We start from the raw sequence: 17,633 nt of genomic DNA on the forward strand, positions 1-17,633 counted from the left end.
TGACCCGAATACAACGAGAAGGGCGGTGCTGCGGCGCCGCCCTTTTTCGTTGCGTCGTCGGCCCGCGCACTACTAGAGCGGCGCCGATGAAGAAGACCCATGGAATGAACCGCGCGATCACGCGCACCTGGCGCCCTGCGACGCAGGCCGTGCGCGGCGGCACCTGGCGCAGCGAACACGGCGAGACGAGTGAAGCGCTCTTCCTCACGTCAGGCTACAGCTACGACGATGCCGCGACCGTCGCCGCCCGGTTCGCCGGCGAGGCCGAAGGGATGACCTATTCCCGCCTCCAGAACCCGACAGTCGCCATGCTGGAAGAGCGGATTGCCCTGATGGAAGGCGCAGAGGCCTGCCGCGCGCAGGCCAGTGGCATGGCTGCGATGACGGCGGCGCTCTTGTGCCAGCTTTCGGTCGGCGATCACGTGGTCGCTGCGCGGGCAGCATTCGGATCGTGCCGGTGGCTGGTCGATCACCTCTGCCCCCGGTTCGGGATCGAAACGACGGTGATCGACAGCGCAGACAATGCTGCTTGGGAAGCGGCCATCCGGCCGAATACCAAAGTCTTCTTCTTCGAAACGCCGGCCAATCCGACGCTCGACGTGGTCGATCTGGAATATGTCTGCGGCCTGGCGAAAGCCCATGGCATTGCCACCGTCGTCGACAATGCCTTCGCAACGGCAGTGCTGCAGCGGCCGCTGGAGTTCGGTGCCGATATCGTCGCCTACAGCGCGACCAAGCTGATGGATGGCCAGGGCCGGGTTCTGGCCGGTGCGGTTTGCGGGGATCGCACGTTTATCGACGAGGTTCTGCTGCCGTTCCAGCGCAACACCGGGCCAAATCTTTCGCCCTTCAATGCCTGGGTGGTGCACAAGGGGCTGGAAACACTCAACCTGCGGGCACATCGGCAGAGTGAGAGCGCGCTCGAGATCGGACGTTTTGTGGAAAATCGCGGCCCCCGCGTTCTGCATCCGGGGTTGGAGAGCCACCCGGGTCACGCCCTTGCAGCAAAGCAGATGGACGCGTTCGGCCCGATCTTCGCGCTGGACGTTGGCAGTCGAGAGAAAGCCTTTGCCGTGCTCGATGCGCTGGAACTCATCGATATTTCCAACAACATCGGCGATGCGCGCAGCCTTATGTGCCACCCGGCCAGCACGACGCACGCCGGAATGAGCGAGGAAGCGCGTACCGAGATGGGGGTCGGCGAAGGTCTGCTACGGATCAATATCGGGCTGGAGGATGTCGAGGATCTTCGCGAAGACCTGGACCGCGCGCTCGCCGCAGCAGGGTTCTGAAAGCCGCCATTCGGTGCGCCGCGATGTCCTGATGGCATTGCGCTCTTTACCGCGCCTGCCGCTTTCCATTATCGTGTGCAGCGATGAAACAGCTGTTCCAACATGCCGCGATTACCGATGGGATTACCGTTCGCGTGGCGGTGAATTTCCTGCCTGAACAGTCGCAGCCCGACGCGGGGAAGTGGTTCTGGGTCTATCACATCCGGATCGAGAACGAGTCCGACGAACGGGTGCAACTGATCACCCGCCATTGGCGAATCACCGACGCGCGCGGGGCTGTGAATCTGGTCGATGGGGAAGGGGTCGTGGGCGAAATGCCCGTTCTGGCTCCGGGCGACAGCCATGACTATGTATCCGGCTGCCCGCTGGCGACGCCGCATGGATCGATGGAAGGGTTTTACACCTTCCATCGCGCCGATGGCACGCCGCTGGAGGTGCGCATTCCCTTCTTCCCGCTGGCAGCGCCGGCGATCGCGGACTGACGGCGGCCCGGCTTCGGTTCCGCGCAAGGCGGTTCGCGAAAGCCTGTCGTTTCCCAGCTATATCACATTGATAGCCTGGATCTTATCCGCGGTCTCGTGGCCGGCGCTCAGGCGGTGATCTGCAATTCCGGGTCCAGCCCAAGCCACTCGGCCAGACCGGCGAGATCGCGCGTCACGCTTTCCCCCGCCAGCGCCGCGCGGCTTTCATCGAGGCGCAGGACCAGTTTCTTCTTCTTGCGCGCCAGGGCGCTGGTCATCAGCGAAATACGCGACGTTGCGCCCAGTCTGCGCGCCAGGCGCATGGCCAGGCCCCAGCCCATCGCCTCGCGCAAGTCCTGTTCGTCGGTGAGGGCGGCAACGCGCTTGGGCCAGCTCGTTTTGTTGCAACTGCCGAGCAGCATCGCCGCGATCATCGCACGTCCGCGCGCATCGAGCCCGACCCAGCGCTTGTCCAGCGCCCATTCGAGCGCCTGCGCGGTGCGGAAATTCGGCTCCACCCGATGGAGGGCGAGCGAGAGCAGCGCGCCTGCAAGGCGCAAACGCTCGTTCTCCGCCCCGCCGCCTTCGGCGATGTCGACCACCCAGGCGCTCATCAAGGCGGCATCGGTAATTGCGCTTTTCATCGGTGCCGCGAAATCGGCAACGGCGACGATTAGCGGATCTTTCGTCTGCTCAAGCGGTTCGAGCCGCTGGTACAGCAACCCTTCGCGAAGCCCCCAGCTGGAGAAGACGAGCCCGTCCGGTTCCAGCTCAGCCAGCATGATCTGCAACATTGCCGCGGCATCGGGCAGGGCGCCGGCGCGCAGCGAACCGATCCCGTCGATATCGACCAGCTTTTCCGGATTGCTGCGCGCGACCTTGCGCGCAATCCGCATGGCGTCTTCGGCATCCAGCCGGAAACCGTGCGGATCGGTCAGCGGGTAATCGCCGCTGCGCATGGCATAGGCAGCCAGGGCGCGCCACGTGCCGCCGACCATGTAGAGCGGGCCAGTGTGCGCCGCGGCCCATCCGGCCTTCTGGAACGCTTTCTGCACCGCGCGCTTGAACGATGCCGATTTTCTGGCGCGCAGGGCAGGCAGGCGCAAGGTGCCGAGCGGCAGGCTGGCGCCGCTGTGGCAATCGCCGTTATCCACCCCGACAAGCTCCAGACTGCCGCCGCCCAGATCCGCCACGACCCCGTGGGCATCGGGGAAAGCACCGATTACGCCGAAAGCGGAGGCGACCGCTTCCTCTTCTCCGGTCAGCAGTCTGGGGTCGAGGCCCAGGGCGCGCACCCGATCGAGAAACGCTGCACCGTTTTCCGCCTCGCGCGCGGCAGCGGTGGCGACGGTCTGGACATCGTGAACCTTCAGCTCCTGCACCAGCAGGGCGAAGCGCGTCAGCGCTGCGAGCGCCTGTTCGCACGCTTCCTCCGGTATCCGACCGTTCGACGCGAGATCGCGCCCGAGGCGGGCCACGATCTTCTCGTTCCACATCGTCCGCGGGCTGCGCTGCGGGCCATCGTAGACGACCAGCCGGACAGTGTTGGAACCGATATCGATCACCGCGCGGCGATCGTCGTGCTGCGCGCGGAGGCTGCGTTGAGCGAACGGGCGATAGGCTGTCATCCGGGGTCGTCCTCCAGCCTCAGCTTGGGCACGGCACCCGCCTTAAGCGCGGCTCCACGACCCGAAAGCGAGGGATTGCTCATGAAATAATCGTGACAGTTGAAGCCTTCTCCCTCGGCCTCTGCCTCCGGCCCGACGCGCATCCGTTCGTATTGACCGTCGGGCTGCTGCTGCCAGCTTTGCTCCGTATCGAGGATATTCGCCAGCATAACCTGCTCCAGTACCTGATCGTGCACTGTCTTGTTCACGATCGGCACCAGAACTTCCACCCGACGGTCGAGATTGCGGCTCATCGCATCGGCGGAAGTGAGAAAGACGTCGGCGTGCTTGCTCGGCAGGCGATGTCCGTTGCCGAAGGCCCACACGCGGCTGTGTTCGAGGAAGCGGCCGATGATGGATTTGACCTGGATGTTTTCCGACACGCCGGGCACGCCGGCGCGCAGCGAACAGATGCCGCGAACGACAAGCTGGATTTCGACCCCGGCGGCGCTGGCTTCATACAGCTTGTCGATCACCTCGCGGTGGGTGATCGAATTCAGCTTGGCCCAGACCCCGGCAGGTTTGCCCGCATGGGCATTGGCGATTTCCCGATCGATCAGTTCGAACAGCTTGGCCTTCAGGCCGATGGGCGAAATCGCGATCCGTTCCGTCTCGCGCGGCTCGACGTAGCCGGTGACGAAGTTGAACAGCTTGGCCGCATCGCGCCCCAGCGCAGGATCGGCGGTGAAATAGCTGAGATCGGTGTAAATCCGGGCGTTGATGGGGTGATAGTTGCCGGTCCCGAAATGGCAGTAGGTGCGATACCCTTCCTCCTCCCGGCGGACCACGAGGCTGACTTTGGCGTGGGTCTTCCACTCCATGAAGCCATAGATTACCTGCACCCCGGCGCGTTCCAGCTCGGTCGCCCAGCGGATATTGCGTTCTTCATCGAAGCGAGCCTTCAGCTCGACCACCGCGGTCACCGCCTTGCCCGCCTGCGCCGCGTCGATCAGGGCCGCGATCACCGGCGACTGGTCGCCCGCGCGATAGAGCGTTTGCTTGATCGAAACGACCGCCGGATCGGTCGCCGCCTGATGCAGGAAATCGACCACCACCTCGAAACTTTCGTAGGGGTGCTGGATCACGATGTCCTTCTCGCGGATGGCGGAAAAGCAATCGCCGTCGTGTGCCAGAATACGTTCCGGATAGCGGGGGGAGAAGGGCGCGAACTTCAGGTCGGGCCGCGGTTCGCCGCAGATCGCGTCGAGATGGCGCAGGCCCAGCATCCCTTCCGACTTCACGACCATCGCCGAATCGACGTCGAACTGTTCGCGCAGCAATGCCTCCGCCGCAGGGTCGCAGTCGCGATCGAGCTCCAGCAGAACCGCACGCCCGCGCCGCCGCCGCTGGATCGCGGTGCGGAAATAGCGGACCAGATCCTCTGCTTCTTCCTCCACCTCGATATCGCTGTCGCGCAGCACGCGGAACAGGCCGTCGCCCAGGATCTTGAAACCGGGGAAAAGCTGGGCGGCATAGCGCCCGATCAGCTTTTCGATCGCGACATAGACCGCCTGCTTGCCCGGTAGGCGCACGAAGCGCGGCGCGCCGCTGGGGATCAGCACCATTTCCACCAGATCGGGCTGACGCCGCCCGCGCTTGAGGCGGAAAAGCACCCCCATCCCGAGATTGGCGACGAAGGGGAAGGGGTGCGATGGGTCGATTGCCTGCGGGGTGATCAACGGCAGGATATCCGTGGTGAAATACTCTTCCAGCCAGGCCTGCTGCGTATCATCGAGCTGGTCGATTTCCGCGATCAGAATGCCTTCTTCGGCCAGAAGATCGCGCAGGGCGCCCAGTGCGCGCTGCTGCCGCGATTCGACCGCCAGCAGGAGTTCGCGGATCGCGGCGAGTTGCTGGCGCGGATCGAGCCCGTCGATCGCAGTCGTTTCGATCCCGCGGGTCGCCTGGCCTTCGAGGCCGGCAATGCGGATCATCGTGAATTCATCGAGATTGCTGGCGGAGATTGACAGGAAGCGCAGCCGTTCGAGCAGCGGATAGCGCTCGTTTTCCGATTCCGCGAGCACGCGGCGATTGAACGACAGCCACGAAAGTTCGCGATTTACGTAGCGCTCGGCCGCCGCTGCCGCGGCGCTGCCTCCATCAACCGGCTCGGCCGGGCCCTGCGTAAATGCGTTCATCCGTCGTGCCAATCTCCGGCGCCCCCTTGCTGGCCGAGTGTTACACATGTGTTACACCTCGCAAGATTGCGGCGCCAGCGGCTTGCCGCTATCCGCATCGGCACGATGAAGCGTACGCACCTCCCCCTGAACGCCCTGCGCGTCTATGACGCGGCCGCACGGCACCTGAGCTTTACCCGCGCTGCGGATGAGCTGGCGGTGACGCCTGCTGCCGTCGGCCAGCAGATTCGCGCGCTTGAGGATCACCTCGGCACCGTATTGTTCCGGCGCACGTCCAAGGGGCTGGAACTGACCGAAGAGGGGACGGCGGGCCTCGATTCGCTGCGCGAAGGCTTTCTGAGATTCGAGGAATCGGTCCAGTCGATGCAGGCGGGGCAGGCGAGCGACCGCTATACCATTGCCGCCCCGCGCGAATTCTACGCCCAATGGCTTGCCCCGCGTCTTGCGGCGTTTCGCAAGGCCAACCCCGGCATTCGTTTCCGCTTCGTCGCCGACGAGAACGCCGACTTCACCGAAACCAACCTCGATTTCGCCGTTCGCCTGGTCGATGGGCCGGGAGAGTTGGAGGGCGTCGAACTGGCCCCCGCGCGCCGCGTGGTCGTGGCGGCCAAGGATGCGCCTGACGAAGTGCTCGATAGCTGGATCGACTGGCCCGGCGCGCCGCTGCCCGAAGGGGCGGAAGCGACGGTGGAAGTCGGCAATGCCGGACAGGCGCTGTCCAGCGCGATCGCCGGGCTGGGCAAGGCGGTTCTGCCCTTTCTGCTGGTGGAAGACGCGCTGGCCGATGGCCGCCTGATGACGCTGGAGGGCCCGGACGAGGGGCGCCGCGCGTACTGGCTGGTCGCACCGATGCCGCAATGGCGGCAGAAGAAGGTCAAGGCGCTGGTGGCTTTCCTCACCGCCGACTAGCCGCCGCCCCCTCGCAGCCAGGCCAGCGCGCCCGCTTCCATCCCCTTGAACTTGGGCCACCCGTCGCGCGCATCGGCGAGCGGCGCGACGAGAAGCGCCGCACGATCGGGGAGCTGCCACTTGATCCGGTGATACAGCTTCGACCGGGTCAGGTCGGAACGCACCAGCCACAGCCCATCGGCAAGCGGATGGCCATCGCCGTGAAGGTTCAGCGGCTCGCGCACGTCCACTGCCGGGTCGAACCACAGCAGGTAGAGCGTCTCATCGGCATCCTCCGCCACGGCGCTCAGCCCAGCAGCCGCAGCGCGATCGCCAGCGCCACGAAAGCGATCAGCCCGGCGATGAAGATCATCCGATTGCGCCGCTTGCGCAGGACCACTTCGGCACCGCGCGCATCGCGGGCGTCGATATGGATCGGTTCCTGGGGCCGGCGGGGATCGTCTGGACGATGATCGGGCTGGGGCATTCGCAATCTCCTTTCTCGCCTTAACGACCGGGAGAGGGGGCTGGGTTCCCGTATCGATCCCGTCCTCTGTCGCAGTGCGAGCCAGAACGGCCGGGCCGACCCGGTACGCCAGGCTCCTTGACCCACCCCGCGAATCCCCCTAAGGGCGCGCACATCCGAAACGGGGTGCGCTCCGCGTCGGTCAGATAGAGCTGAACATTGCCGGTCATGTCCCGGGGGCCTTGGCGCTATGCGCCGAAGGCTCTTTTCTATTGAAGCGATCCGCCTGGCGGCGCTTCGGGGCAGCCGTCAAAGTAACCCGGTGTCCATGGACCTGGGTGGAGTGAATTTGGCTCGTCCCCGAACCCCTGCGAAGGCGGGGGTCTTGTCCCGCAGGCGCTCCGCTTGTGGTCTGAGGTTCCCGCCTTCGCGGGGACTCGCGACGGACGATCCTCTTTCTCCACCCTGGCCCGCGTGGCACCTTCATACGGTGAAGAGAGAAAGTCTTAATGCCGACGATCAACCAGCTGGTCCGCAAGGGCCGCGTTCCGCAGAAGGCCAAGAGCAAGGTCCCTGCGATGGAGCAGAACCCGCAGAAGCGCGGTGTCTGCACCCGCGTCTATACGACGACCCCGAAGAAGCCGAACTCGGCGCTGCGTAAGGTTGCCAAGGTTCGCCTGACCAACCAGCGCGAGGTCATTTCCTACATCCCGGGCGAAGGCCACAACCTGCAGGAACACAGCGTCGTGCTGATCCGCGGCGGCCGTGTGCGCGACCTTCCCGGCGTTCGTTACCACGTCCTGCGCGGCGTGCTCGATACGCAGGGTGTGAAGGACCGCAAGCAGTCGCGCTCCAAGTATGGTGCCAAGCGGCCGAAGTGACGTTCACGGGGTGAACGTCATCCTCGAAAAATCGCCATATGCGATTTTATCGGGGATCTCGTGCCACCCGGTCGAACGCTGGTGTTATGCCCTGCTGCCTGAGGTCCCTGCCTTCGCAGGGACTCGTGCGGGGCGGTAAAAGAAGGAATTCGTGCAATGTCACGTCGTCGTCGTCCCGAGAAGCGGGAAATCCTGCCCGATCCCAAGTTCGGGGATCAGGTCCTGTCGAAGTTCATGAACAACCTCATGCTCGACGGTAAGAAATCCATTGCGGAGCGGATCGTTTACGGTGCGCTCGATACGGTCGAGGCCAAGGCCAAGGCCGATCCGATCGCGCTGTTCCACGATGCGCTGAACAACATCAAGCCGCAGGTCGAAGTCCGTTCGCGGCGCGTCGGCGGTGCCACCTACCAGGTGCCGGTCGAGGTTCGCCCCGAGCGTGCGCAGGCCCTGGCGATCCGCTGGCTCATCACGGCCGCGCGCGGCCGGGCCGAAACCACGATGTCGGCGCGCCTTTCGGGTGAGTTGATGGATGCGGCCAACAATCGCGGCAACGCGGTCAAGAAGCGTGAAGACACGCATCGCATGGCCGATGCCAACCGCGCTTTCTCGCACTACCGCTGGTAAGGACGCTGTAAGGCGCGGCCGGTCTTCAACCGGTCACAAAAACAACCATATGGGGGCTGGCCCTGAACGGGCGCCCCCACACGATCCGAGGAATTCCACATGGCCCGCGACTATCCGCTGGAGCGTTATCGCAACTTCGGCATCATGGCCCACATCGATGCCGGCAAGACCACCACGTCCGAACGCATCCTCTACTACACCGGCAAGTCCTACAAGATCGGCGAAGTCCACGACGGCGCCGCGACGATGGACTGGATGGAGCAGGAGCAGGAGCGCGGGATCACCATCACCTCCGCCGCGACGACCACGTTCTGGTCGGCGGAAGACGGTGAAGGGCCCAAGCACCGCCTGAACATCATCGACACCCCCGGCCACGTCGACTTCACCATCGAAGTCGAACGTTCGCTGCGCGTGCTCGACGGTGCGGTCGCGGTGTTCGACGGCGTTGCCGGCGTTGAGCCGCAGTCCGAAACCGTGTGGCGCCAGGCGGACAAGTACAAGGTTCCGCGGATGTGCTTCATCAACAAGCTCGACCGCACCGGGGCCGATTTCTATTACTGCGTGCAGTCGATCATCGATCGTCTGGGCGCGACCCCGCTGGTGCTCTATCTCCCGATCGGCGCGGAAAGCGATCTCAAGGGCGTCGTCGACCTGGTGAACAACCGCGGCATCGTCTGGGAAGACGAGAGCCTGGGCGCGAAGTTCAACTACGTCGACATCCCCGAAGATCTGGCCGACAGGGCTGCGGAATACCGCGAAAAGCTGATCGAAACGGCGGTCGAGCAGGACGACGACGTCATGGAATCGTACCTCGAAGGTAACGAGCCGGACGCCGCGACGCTCAAGCGCCTGATCCGCAAGGGCACGCTGAACCAGTCGTTCGTGCCCGTGCTGTGCGGCTCTGCGTTCAAGAACAAGGGCGTGCAGCCGCTGCTCGACGCGGTTGTCGACTACATGCCTTCGCCGCTCGACGTGCCCGCGATCAAGGGTGTGAAGCCCGACAGCGACGAGGAAGATACCCGTCCGTCGAGCGACGAGGCGCCGTTTGCCGCGCTGGCCTTCAAGATCATGAACGACCCGTTCGTCGGGACGCTCACCTTCACCCGCATCTATTCGGGTCGTCTGGCCAAGGGCCAGGTCCTGAACTCGGTGAAGGACAAGAAGGAAAAGATCGGCCGCATGCTGCTGATGCACTCCAACAACCGCGAGGACATCGACGAGGCATTCGCGGGCGACATCGTCGCGATTGCGGGCCTGAAGGAAACCACCACCGGCGACACGCTGTGCGCGCCGAACGCTCCGATCATTCTGGAGCGGATGGAATTCCCCGAGCCGGTTATCGAACTGTCGGTGGAGCCCAAGACCAAGGCCGACCAGGAAAAGATGGGCGTTGCGCTCAATCGCCTGGCTGCCGAGGATCCGAGCTTCCGCGTTTCGACCGACCACGAATCGGGCCAGACGATCATCAAGGGCATGGGCGAGCTTCACCTCGACATTCTCGTCGATCGCATGCGCCGCGAATTCAAGGTGGAAGCGAACGTCGGTGCGCCGCAGGTGGCCTATCGCGAATCGCTGGCTCGCGAAGTCGAGGTGACTTACACCCACAAGAAGCAGTCGGGTGGTTCGGGTCAGTTCGGTGAAGCCAAGGTCCGCGTGATCCCCGGCGAACGCGGGCAGGGCATCGTGTTCGACGACCAGATCAAGGGCGGCAATATTCCTCGCGAATATATCCCCTCGGTCGAGAAGGGCATGCGCGAACAGGCCGAGAGCGGTTATCTGGTCGGCTTCCCGATCATCGACTTCACCATCGAGCTGATCGACGGCAAATACCACGACGTCGACTCGAGCACGGTGGCGTTCGAGATCACCGGCCGCGGCGCAATGCGCGAAGCGGCGAACAAGGCCGGCATCAAGCTCCTCGAGCCGGTGATGAAGGTCGAGGTCGTGACGCCCGAGGATTATCTCGGCGATGTCATCGGCGACCTCAACAGCCGCCGCGGACAGATCCAGGGCACCGACACGCGCGGTAATGCCCAGGCCGTGGAAGCGTTCGTGCCGCTCGCCAACATGTTCGGCTACGTCAACGAACTGCGTTCGTTCACCCAGGGTCGTGCGCAGTACTCGATGCAGTTCTCGCACTACGACGAAGTACCGGCGAACGTCGCTCAGGAGGTCAAGGAGAAGCTTGCCTAAGGCTGGGCAAGCGTCTAGGGGCGGCGCCTGATTCACCTCGGTGCCGTCCGCGACTTGGTGAAATTCAATCTGACAGACAGAGGTTACAAGCAAATGGCCAAGGAAAAATTCGAGCGGAACAAGCCGCACTGCAACATCGGCACCATCGGTCACGTTGACCACGGTAAGACGACGCTGACAGCTGCCATCACCAAAGTGATGGGTTCGGCGGTCGATTTCGCAAACATCGACAAGGCACCGGAAGAGCGCGAGCGCGGCATCACCATTTCGACCGCACACGTCGAATACGAAACCGATGCGCGCCACTATGCGCACGTCGATTGCCCGGGCCACGCCGACTACGTGAAGAACATGATCACCGGTGCCGCCCAGATGGACGGTGCGATCCTGGTCGTGAACGCCGCCGACGGCCCGATGCCGCAGACTCGCGAGCACATCCTGCTCGCCCGTCAGGTCGGCGTGCCGGCGCTGGTCGTGTACATGAACAAGGTCGACCAGGTCGACGACGAGGAAATCCTCGAGCTGGTCGAGCTGGAAGTGCGCGAGCTGCTTTCGAGCTACGATTTCGACGGCGACAACATTCCGATCATCAAGGGTTCGGCTCTGGCCGCTCTCGAAGGTCGCGACGAAGCGATCGGCGAAAACTCCATCAAGGAACTGATGGAAGCCGTCGACCAGCACATCCCGCAGCCGGAGCGTCCGGTTGACCAGGCATTCCTGATGCCGATCGAAGACGTGTTCTCGATCTCGGGTCGTGGTACGGTTGTTACCGGCCGCGTCGAAACCGGCGTTGTGAACGTTGGCGACGAAGTCGAAATCGTCGGCATCAAGGATACCACGAAGACGGTCGTCACCGGCGTCGAAATGTTCCGCAAGCTGCTCGATCGCGGTGAAGCCGGCGACAACATCGGCGCCCTGATCCGCGGCGTTGCGCGTGAAGACGTCGAGCGTGGCCAGGTTCTGGCCAAGCCCGGTTCGGTCAACCCGCACACCGAATTCAGCGCCGAAGTTTACGTGCTGTCGAAGGATGAAGGTGGCCGTCACACGCCGTTCTTCGCCAACTATCGTCCGCAGTTCTACTTCCGCACCACCGACGTGACCGGCGAAGTGATCCTCCCCGAGGGCACCGAGATGGTCATGCCGGGCGACAACGTGACGATCGGCGTCAAGCTGATCGCGCCGATCGCGATGGACGAAGGTCTGCGCTTCGCCATCCGTGAAGGCGGCCGCACCGTCGGTTCGGGGGTTGTCAGCAAGATCACGAAGTAATATAGGCGCGCGACCGGCGGGGGGGATTCGTTCCCCGCCGGTCCGAATTTTCGAAGGGGGCCGCCCCTGACCGGTTATCCGGGAGGCGGGGCAGGCCTTTCTTTTTCTGTTGGGAGTGAGGCCGGGGATACCGGCGCAGCTCCTCGGCTCTTTCGCATCGGTACAGGTAATGGAAGCTCAGAACATCCGCATCCGCCTCAAGGCGTTCGACCACCGCGTTCTCGACCAGGCAACTGGTGAAATCGCAGACACCGCACGTCGGACGGGTGCTCTTATTCGTGGCCCCATTCCCATGCCGACGCGTATCGAGAAGTTCACCGTGAACCGCGGCCCGCACATCGACAAGAAGTCGCGCGAGCAGTTCGAGGTGCGCACCTATAAAAGGCTGCTGGACATTGTGCAGCCGAACGCCCAGACGGTCGATGCGCTGATGAAGCTCGATCTTGCTGCCGGCGTGAACGTCGAAATCAAGCTCGCATAAACCGAAGGTTTCTGCGAGCGCAGCCCTCGCGGAAGCGGGGGTCGCAGTCCTCCTGGTCGGGCTCTAAATGACCGGAACTGATATTGCGGTCGCCCAGGCGGCCTGGGGTCCTCGCCTTCGCGGGGAATCTCGACGACATAGGGATACCTCCGGCAGTTGCCGGGCAAGCGTCCCCCGTCTCGCCTTCACTTCGAAGGCATTTCAGCCCGGACGGGGCGACGCATCACAATCTAGGGCTGTCACGCACCTTCGGATGGGCCGGGGGTGCCTCTGTGTTAGGAGTCTTAACGATGCGCACCGGCGTTATCGCAAAGAAAGTCGGGATGACCCGCCTGTTCCAGGAGGACGGACGTCACGTTCCCGTGACCGTTCTCGCGCTGGAAGACTGCCAGGTTGTTTCGCACCGCACCGCCGATCGCGATGGCTATTTCGCGCTTCAGGTCGGGTCGGGCGAGGCCAAGCAGAAGAACGTGAACAAGCCGCAGCGCGAAGCTTTCGCGAAGGCGGAAGTTCCGTTGAAGATGAAGGTGGCCGAGTTCCGCGTCGAAAACGAAGAAGGCCTGATGCCGGTCGGTTCGACGATCAGTGCCGAGCACTTCGTTGCCGGCCAGAAGGTTGACATCACCGGGCACACGCAGGGCAAGGGCTTTGCCGGCGCCATGAAGCGCTGGGGCTTCGGCGGTCTGCGTGCGACGCACGGCGTTTCGCTCAGCCACCGTTCGCATGGTTCGACCGGTAACCGTCAGGATCCGGGCCGCGTCTTCAAGAACAAGAAGATGGCCGGCCACATGGGCGATCGCCAGCGGACCCAGCAGAATCTCGAGGTCGTGCGTACCGACGCCGATCGCGGTCTGTTGTTCGTCAAGGGATCGGTTCCGGGCTCGAAGAATGGCTGGCTGCTGGTGCGTGACGCCGTGAAGCTGCCGATTCCCGAAGGTGCCCCGTTCCCGGGTGCCGTGCTGGAAAAGAAATCGAGCGCTCCGCAGCATGACGAGGCCGATGCCGGTCTGGTCGAGAGCGCGGCCGAGCACGAAGTGAACCCGCAGGTCGATGCCGAGCAGCAGGAAAAGCTGGCGGCAGAACAGCAGGCGGGCGCCGAGAGCGAGGCAACCGAGAACAGCACCGACGGCCAGGCCGACGGTGAGAGCAAGGAGTCCTGATCGTGAAGGTCAAGGTCCAGAAACTCGACGGTAAGGCAGCCGGCGACGTGGAACTGAACGATGCCGTATTCGGCGTCGAGCCGCGTGCCGACATCCTGCACCGCGTTGTCACCTGGCAGCTCGAGAACCGGCGCGGCACTGCCCGCCCGACTCGCGAGCGCTCGGATGTGGCGCGGACCGGCAAGAAGTTCGGCCGTCAGAAGGGTTCGGGCGGTGCACGTCACGGCGATCGCGGCGCCCCGATCTTCATCGGCGGTGGTAAGGCGCACGGTGCGCGCAAGCGCGACTTCGATCCTTCGCTGAACAAGAAGATCCGCGCGCTCGGCCTGCGCATGGCGCTTTCGAGCAAGGCGAAGGACGGCCTCGTCGTCGTCGACAGCCTCGATCTGAAAGATGCCAAGACGAAAGCCGTTGCGGAAACGTTCGGCAAGAATGGCTGGAGCGGCAAGGTCCTGGTGATCGACGGCGATGCGGTGAACGAAGGTTTCCGCAAGGCTGCCGGCAATCTCAAGGGTGTGAATGTCCTGCCGGCGGTTGGCGCCAACGTCTATGACATCCTGAAGCACGACACGCTGGTCCTGACCAAGGACGCGGTCGAAAAGCTGGAGGCGCGCTTCAATGGCTAAGAAGCAGGAAATCGATGCGCGTCACTACGACGTGATCCTCGCTCCGCACATCACCGAGAAGTCGACCCTGCTTTCGGAGCAGAACGGTGTCGTCTTCAAGGTGGCGAACGATGCGACCAAGCCGCAGATCAAGGAAGCGGTCGAGGCGCTGTTCGATGTGAAGGTGACGGGCGTGAACACATTGGTCGTCAAAGGCAAGTCGAAGCGCTGGCGGGGCAAGCCCTACAAGCGCAATGACATGAAGAAGGCGGTCGTGACGCTTGCGGAAGGTGACTCGATCGACGTCACCGGCGGAATCTGAGGCTAGGGATATGGCACTCAAGAACTACAAACCGACGAGCCCCGCGCGCCGCGGCCTCATTCTTGTCGACAAGTCCGGCCTGTATAAAGGCAAGCCGGTCAAGTCGCTGACCGAAGGCAAGCGCAAGACGGGCGGCCGCAATAACAAGGGCCATGTCACCTCGCGCGGCATTGGCGGCGGCCACAAGCAGAAGTATCGCTACATCGACTTCAAGCGTCGCAAATGGGACGTGGCCGGCACGGTTGAGCGGATCGAGTACGATCCCAACCGCACCGCGTTCATCGCGCTGGTGAAGTACGAAGATGGCGAGATGGCCTATATCCTCGCGCCGCAGCGGCTTGCCGTGGGCGACACGGTGGTGGCCGGCGAGAAGACCGACACCAAGCCGGGCAATGCGATGCTGCTGGGCCAGATGCCGGTCGGCACGATCTGCCACAACGTCGAGATGAAGCCGGGCAAGGGCGGCCAGATCGCCCGTTCGGCCGGCGCTTACGTTCAGCTGGTCGGTCGCGATCGCGGCATGGTCATCGTGCGGCTCAATTCGGGCGAGCAGCGTTACCTGCGGTCCGATTGCATGGGGACGGTTGGCGCGGTTTCGAACCCCGACAACCAGAACCAGAACCTGGGCAAGGCCGGTCGTCGCCGCTGGATGGGCGTCAAGCCGCTTACCCGCGGCGTGGCCAAGAACCCGGTCGATCACCCGCACGGCGGCGGTGAAGGCCGCACCTCGGGCGGCCGTCACCCGGTTACCCCGTGGGGCAAGCCGACCAAGGGCGCCCGCACCCGCAAGAACAAGGCGACGGACAAGATGATTATCCGTTCGCGCCACGCGAAGAAGAAGAGGTAATCGTCACATGGCTCGTTCCGTCTGGAAAGGTCCGTTCGTCGAACTCAGCCTTCTCAAGAAGGCTGAAGACGCACAGGAAGCGGGTGGCCGTGCGCCGATCAAGACCTGGTCGCGTCGCAGCACGATCCTTCCGCAATTCGTCGGCCTGACGTTCAACGTCTACAATGGCCACAAGTTCATCCCGGTCTCGGTTTCCGAAGACATGGTCGGGCACAAGCTCGGTGAATTCGCGCCCACGCGCACGTTCCCGGGCCACGCGGCCGACAAGAAGGGCAAGCGCTAATGGGCAAGCAGAAAGCTCCCCGCCGCGTGGGCGAAAACGAGGCTCTGGCCGTCGGCACCACCATTCGTGGTTCGGCGCAGAAGCTGAACCTCGTTGCCGAACTGATCCGCGGCAAGAAGGCAGAGGATGCGCTGAACATTCTCGCGTTCTCGAAGAAGTCGATGGCGAAGGACGCATCCAAGGTGCTCGCTTCGGCGATCGCCAATGCCGAAAACAACCACGACCTTGATGTCGACGCGCTGGTGGTGGCCGAGGCTTCCGTCGGCAAGTCGATCACCATGAAGCGCTTCCACACGCGCGGACGGGGCAAGAGCACCCGCATCCTGAAGCCGTTCAGCCGGCTGCGCATCGTGGTTCGCGAGCAGGAAGAGGCGTAAGATGGGCCAGAAGAGCAATCCGATCGGTCTGCGCCTGCAGATCAACCGCACCTGGGACAGCCGCTGGTACGCCGAAGGGCGCGACTATGCCAAGCTGCTCAAGGAAGACATCGAGATCCGCAAGCACATCGTCGAGAGCCTGCCGCAGGCGGCAATCTCGAAGGTGGTGATCGAACGTCCGGCCAAGCTGTGCCGTATCTCGATCTACGCGGCCCGCCCCGGTGTGATCATCGGCAAGAAGGGTGCGGACATCGAAAAGCTGCGCACCAAGCTCGCGTCGATGACCGCGAGCGAAGTGAAGCTGAACATCGTTGAAATCCGCAAGCCGGAAGTCGATGCCAAGCTCGTCGCGCAGGGCATTGCCGACCAGCTCGTTCGCCGCGTGGCCTTCCGCCGTGCGATGAAGCGCGCGATGCAGTCGGCCATGCGTCTCGGCGCTGAAGGCATCAAGATCGTCTGCGGTGGCCGTCTCGGCGGGGCGGAAATCGCCCGTGTCGAACAGTACCGCGAAGGCCGCGTGCCGCTGCATACGCTGCGCGCCAACATCGACTATGCCGAAGCCGAGGCGCTGACCGCCTATGGCATCATCGGCATCAAGGTGTGGGTCTTCAAGGGCGAGATCCTCGGCCATGATCCGACGGCGCAGGACCGTCTGATGATGGAATCGCAGACCTCTGGCGTCCGTCCGGCGCGCTGAGCATCGAACTTGAGTAGATAACATGCTGCAACCGAAGAAAACCAAGTTCCGCAAGGCCTTCAAGGGCCGGATCAAGGGCGACGCCAAAGGCGGCACGACGCTGAATTTCGGCTCGTACGGCCTCAAGGCGCTCGAACCGGAACGTATCACGGCCCGCCAGATCGAGGCCGCCCGTCGTGCGATCACGCGCCACATCAAGCGTCAGGGACGCCTGTGGATCCGCATCTTCCCCGATGTGCCGGTGTCGAAAAAGCCTGCCGAAGTCCGTCAGGGTAAGGGCAAGGGTTCGGTCGAATACTGGGCCGCGCGGGTGAAGCCGGGCCGCATTCTGTTCGAACTCGACGGCGTGGCCGGTCCGCTTGCTGCCGAAGCGTTCGAACGCGCGGCGATGAAGCTTCCTGTCAAGACGAAGGTTGTTGCCCGTCTCGGCGACAACTCGCACCTGGAGGGCTGATCATGAGCAAGATTGAAGACCTCCGCTCGAAGACCGACGATCAGCTCGACGCCCAGCTCACCGAGCTGAAGCGCGAGCAGTTCAACCTCCGCTTCCAGGCGGCGACCAACCAGTTGGAAGCCCCGGCGCGGATTCGCCAGGTTCGCCGCCAGATCGCGCAGATCAAGACTCTGCAGACCGAGCGTGCCGCCGCGGCCGAAGCCAAGGCTTGAGGAGCTAGACAATGCCGAAGCGTATCCTGATCGGGACTGTCACCTCCGACAAGACCGACAAGACCGTCACCGTGCTGGTCGAGCGTAAGGTGAAACACCCGCTTTACGGGAAGATCATCCGCCGTTCGAAGAAGTACCACGCGCACGACGAAACGAACGAATACAAGCTGGGCGACACTGTCCGGATCGAGGAGACCAAGCCGATCTCCAAGACCAAGACGTGGCGCGTGATCGACACGGTCAAGGCCGGCGGGGTCCAGGCGGTGGAAGCCGACCTCGACGTCGAAGCTGCCAGCAACTGAGCGATTTGAAG

22 protein-coding genes are annotated in these 17,633 nt (G+C 63.6%); 18 read left to right on the forward strand and 4 right to left on the reverse strand.

Features of this window, described 5'->3' with window-relative positions:
* Positions 1–86: 86 nt before the first annotated feature.
* Both AM2010_RS02450 and apaG read left to right on the forward strand, forming a co-directional pair.
* Positions 87–1,292, forward strand: a complete 1,206-nt coding sequence (locus AM2010_RS02450) for a trans-sulfuration enzyme family protein (protein WP_047805723.1) — start codon at positions 87–89, stop codon at positions 1,290–1,292.
* Between the two features lie 83 nt (positions 1,293–1,375).
* On the forward strand, positions 1,376–1,774 hold the full coding sequence (apaG, locus tag AM2010_RS02455) for a Co2+/Mg2+ efflux protein ApaG (protein WP_047805724.1): 399 nt from the start codon (positions 1,376–1,378) through the stop codon (positions 1,772–1,774).
* A gap of 107 nt (positions 1,775–1,881) precedes the next feature.
* On the opposite strand, the gene AM2010_RS02460 is transcribed toward apaG, so the two are convergent.
* Positions 1,882–3,381: a Ppx/GppA family phosphatase gene (locus AM2010_RS02460; protein ID WP_047805725.1), complete on the reverse strand. Its 1,500-nt coding sequence runs from the start codon at positions 3,379–3,381 to the stop codon at positions 1,882–1,884.
* Entirely contained in the window at positions 3,378–5,558 is a 2,181-nt protein-coding gene (locus AM2010_RS02465) for an RNA degradosome polyphosphate kinase (RefSeq protein ID WP_047805726.1), read from the reverse strand. The genes AM2010_RS02460 and AM2010_RS02465 overlap by 4 nt, the downstream gene beginning before the upstream one ends.
* A 105-nt stretch (positions 5,559–5,663) precedes the next feature.
* Between AM2010_RS02465 and AM2010_RS02470 the strand changes: the two genes are divergently transcribed.
* A complete protein-coding gene (locus AM2010_RS02470; protein ID WP_047805727.1) occupies positions 5,664–6,467 on the forward strand; it encodes a LysR substrate-binding domain-containing protein in 804 nt (267 codons plus the stop codon).
* On the opposite strand, the gene AM2010_RS02475 is transcribed toward AM2010_RS02470, so the two are convergent.
* Both AM2010_RS02475 and AM2010_RS02480 read right to left on the reverse strand, forming a co-directional pair.
* Complete coding sequence (locus AM2010_RS02475) at positions 6,464–6,748, reverse strand: hypothetical protein (RefSeq protein WP_047805728.1); 285 nt, start codon at positions 6,746–6,748, stop codon at positions 6,464–6,466. The genes AM2010_RS02470 and AM2010_RS02475 overlap by 4 nt on opposite strands.
* A gap of 5 nt (positions 6,749–6,753) precedes the next feature.
* Positions 6,754–6,933 (reverse strand): hypothetical protein, encoded by a 180-nt coding sequence (locus AM2010_RS02480; protein ID WP_047805729.1) that lies wholly within the window; start codon positions 6,931–6,933, stop codon positions 6,754–6,756.
* 488 nt (positions 6,934–7,421) lie between these two features.
* On the opposite strand from AM2010_RS02480, the gene rpsL reads away from it, so the two are divergent.
* The 15 genes from rpsL to rpsQ all read left to right on the forward strand — a co-directional run bounded on the left by rpsL (position 7,422) and on the right by rpsQ (position 17,622).
* Positions 7,422–7,793, forward strand: coding sequence for a 30S ribosomal protein S12 (gene rpsL, locus AM2010_RS02485; protein WP_006831873.1), 372 nt, complete (start codon positions 7,422–7,424; stop codon positions 7,791–7,793).
* 156 nt (positions 7,794–7,949) lie between these two features.
* Positions 7,950–8,420 carry a 30S ribosomal protein S7 gene (rpsG, locus tag AM2010_RS02490; RefSeq protein ID WP_047805730.1) on the forward strand — a complete coding sequence of 157 codons (471 nt, stop codon included), beginning with the start codon at positions 7,950–7,952 and terminating at the stop codon, positions 8,418–8,420.
* A gap of 99 nt (positions 8,421–8,519) precedes the next feature.
* Positions 8,520–10,613, forward strand: a complete 2,094-nt coding sequence (gene fusA / locus AM2010_RS02495; RefSeq protein ID WP_047805731.1) for an elongation factor G — start codon at positions 8,520–8,522, stop codon at positions 10,611–10,613.
* A 93-nt stretch (positions 10,614–10,706) separates the two neighbouring features.
* Positions 10,707–11,882, forward strand: a complete 1,176-nt coding sequence (tuf, locus tag AM2010_RS02500; RefSeq protein WP_047805732.1) for an elongation factor Tu — start codon at positions 10,707–10,709, stop codon at positions 11,880–11,882.
* Between the two features lie 169 nt (positions 11,883–12,051).
* Positions 12,052–12,363 (forward strand): 30S ribosomal protein S10, encoded by a 312-nt coding sequence (gene rpsJ, locus AM2010_RS02505; RefSeq protein ID WP_006831877.1) that lies wholly within the window; start codon positions 12,052–12,054, stop codon positions 12,361–12,363.
* A 290-nt stretch (positions 12,364–12,653) separates the two neighbouring features.
* Positions 12,654–13,523: a 50S ribosomal protein L3 gene (rplC, locus tag AM2010_RS02510; RefSeq protein WP_047805733.1), complete on the forward strand. Its 870-nt coding sequence runs from the start codon at positions 12,654–12,656 to the stop codon at positions 13,521–13,523.
* 2 nt (positions 13,524–13,525) lie between these two features.
* On the forward strand, positions 13,526–14,149 hold the full coding sequence (gene rplD, locus AM2010_RS02515) for a 50S ribosomal protein L4 (protein ID WP_047805734.1): 624 nt from the start codon (positions 13,526–13,528) through the stop codon (positions 14,147–14,149).
* A complete protein-coding gene (locus tag AM2010_RS02520; RefSeq protein WP_047805735.1) occupies positions 14,142–14,450 on the forward strand; it encodes a 50S ribosomal protein L23 in 309 nt (102 codons plus the stop codon). The genes rplD and AM2010_RS02520 overlap by 8 nt, the downstream gene beginning before the upstream one ends.
* 10 nt (positions 14,451–14,460) lie before the next feature.
* Positions 14,461–15,297, forward strand: coding sequence for a 50S ribosomal protein L2 (gene rplB / locus AM2010_RS02525; RefSeq protein ID WP_047805736.1), 837 nt, complete (start codon positions 14,461–14,463; stop codon positions 15,295–15,297).
* A 7-nt stretch (positions 15,298–15,304) separates the two neighbouring features.
* Positions 15,305–15,580 carry a 30S ribosomal protein S19 gene (rpsS, locus tag AM2010_RS02530; RefSeq protein ID WP_047805737.1) on the forward strand — a complete coding sequence of 92 codons (276 nt, stop codon included), beginning with the start codon at positions 15,305–15,307 and terminating at the stop codon, positions 15,578–15,580.
* Positions 15,580–15,957, forward strand: a complete 378-nt coding sequence (gene rplV, locus AM2010_RS02535) for a 50S ribosomal protein L22 (RefSeq protein ID WP_047805738.1) — start codon at positions 15,580–15,582, stop codon at positions 15,955–15,957. The genes rpsS and rplV overlap by 1 nt, the downstream gene beginning before the upstream one ends.
* Before the next feature lies 1 nt (position 15,958).
* Positions 15,959–16,654, forward strand: coding sequence for a 30S ribosomal protein S3 (rpsC, locus tag AM2010_RS02540; protein ID WP_047805739.1), 696 nt, complete (start codon positions 15,959–15,961; stop codon positions 16,652–16,654).
* A 22-nt stretch (positions 16,655–16,676) separates the two neighbouring features.
* On the forward strand, positions 16,677–17,108 hold the full coding sequence (rplP, locus tag AM2010_RS02545) for a 50S ribosomal protein L16 (RefSeq protein ID WP_047805740.1): 432 nt from the start codon (positions 16,677–16,679) through the stop codon (positions 17,106–17,108).
* 2 nt (positions 17,109–17,110) lie between these two features.
* Positions 17,111–17,320, forward strand: a complete 210-nt coding sequence (gene rpmC / locus AM2010_RS02550) for a 50S ribosomal protein L29 (RefSeq protein WP_047805741.1) — start codon at positions 17,111–17,113, stop codon at positions 17,318–17,320.
* An 11-nt stretch (positions 17,321–17,331) separates the two neighbouring features.
* Complete coding sequence (gene rpsQ / locus AM2010_RS02555; RefSeq protein WP_047805742.1) at positions 17,332–17,622, forward strand: 30S ribosomal protein S17; 291 nt, start codon at positions 17,332–17,334, stop codon at positions 17,620–17,622.
* Positions 17,623–17,633: the final 11 nt, after the last annotated feature.

Origin of the sequence: Pelagerythrobacter marensis (assembly GCF_001028625.1) — a bacterium.
Taxonomy (GTDB): Bacteria; Pseudomonadota; Alphaproteobacteria; order Sphingomonadales; family Sphingomonadaceae; genus Pelagerythrobacter; species Pelagerythrobacter marensis.

Bases quoted from the DNA above. Each gene is read 5' to 3' on its own strand.
- AM2010_RS02465 (WP_047805726.1), bottom strand. From the start codon at position 5,558: ATGAACGCATTTACGCAGGGCCCGGCCGAGCCGGTTGATGGAGGCAGC.
- AM2010_RS02480 (WP_047805729.1), bottom strand. From the start codon at position 6,933: ATGCCCCAGCCCGATCATCGTCCAGACGATCCCCGCCGGCCCCAGGAA.
- rplV (WP_047805738.1), top strand. From the start codon at position 15,580: ATGGGCAAGCAGAAAGCTCCCCGCCGCGTGGGCGAAAACGAGGCTCTG.
- rpsS (WP_047805737.1), top strand. From the start codon at position 15,305: ATGGCTCGTTCCGTCTGGAAAGGTCCGTTCGTCGAACTCAGCCTTCTC.
- rpsQ (WP_047805742.1), top strand. From the start codon at position 17,332: ATGCCGAAGCGTATCCTGATCGGGACTGTCACCTCCGACAAGACCGAC.
- rpsG (WP_047805730.1), top strand. From the start codon at position 7,950: ATGTCACGTCGTCGTCGTCCCGAGAAGCGGGAAATCCTGCCCGATCCC.
- rpsL (WP_006831873.1), top strand. From the start codon at position 7,422: ATGCCGACGATCAACCAGCTGGTCCGCAAGGGCCGCGTTCCGCAGAAG.
- AM2010_RS02520 (WP_047805735.1), top strand. From the start codon at position 14,142: ATGGCTAAGAAGCAGGAAATCGATGCGCGTCACTACGACGTGATCCTC.
- rpsJ (WP_006831877.1), top strand. From the start codon at position 12,052: ATGGAAGCTCAGAACATCCGCATCCGCCTCAAGGCGTTCGACCACCGC.
- tuf (WP_047805732.1), top strand. From the start codon at position 10,707: ATGGCCAAGGAAAAATTCGAGCGGAACAAGCCGCACTGCAACATCGGC.
- rpmC (WP_047805741.1), top strand. From the start codon at position 17,111: ATGAGCAAGATTGAAGACCTCCGCTCGAAGACCGACGATCAGCTCGAC.
- AM2010_RS02460 (WP_047805725.1), bottom strand. From the start codon at position 3,381: ATGACAGCCTATCGCCCGTTCGCTCAACGCAGCCTCCGCGCGCAGCAC.
- rplB (WP_047805736.1), top strand. From the start codon at position 14,461: ATGGCACTCAAGAACTACAAACCGACGAGCCCCGCGCGCCGCGGCCTC.
- apaG (WP_047805724.1), top strand. From the start codon at position 1,376: ATGAAACAGCTGTTCCAACATGCCGCGATTACCGATGGGATTACCGTT.
- rplP (WP_047805740.1), top strand. From the start codon at position 16,677: ATGCTGCAACCGAAGAAAACCAAGTTCCGCAAGGCCTTCAAGGGCCGG.
- fusA (WP_047805731.1), top strand. From the start codon at position 8,520: ATGGCCCGCGACTATCCGCTGGAGCGTTATCGCAACTTCGGCATCATG.
- rpsC (WP_047805739.1), top strand. From the start codon at position 15,959: ATGGGCCAGAAGAGCAATCCGATCGGTCTGCGCCTGCAGATCAACCGC.
- AM2010_RS02450 (WP_047805723.1), top strand. From the start codon at position 87: ATGAAGAAGACCCATGGAATGAACCGCGCGATCACGCGCACCTGGCGC.
- rplC (WP_047805733.1), top strand. From the start codon at position 12,654: ATGCGCACCGGCGTTATCGCAAAGAAAGTCGGGATGACCCGCCTGTTC.
- AM2010_RS02470 (WP_047805727.1), top strand. From the start codon at position 5,664: ATGAAGCGTACGCACCTCCCCCTGAACGCCCTGCGCGTCTATGACGCG.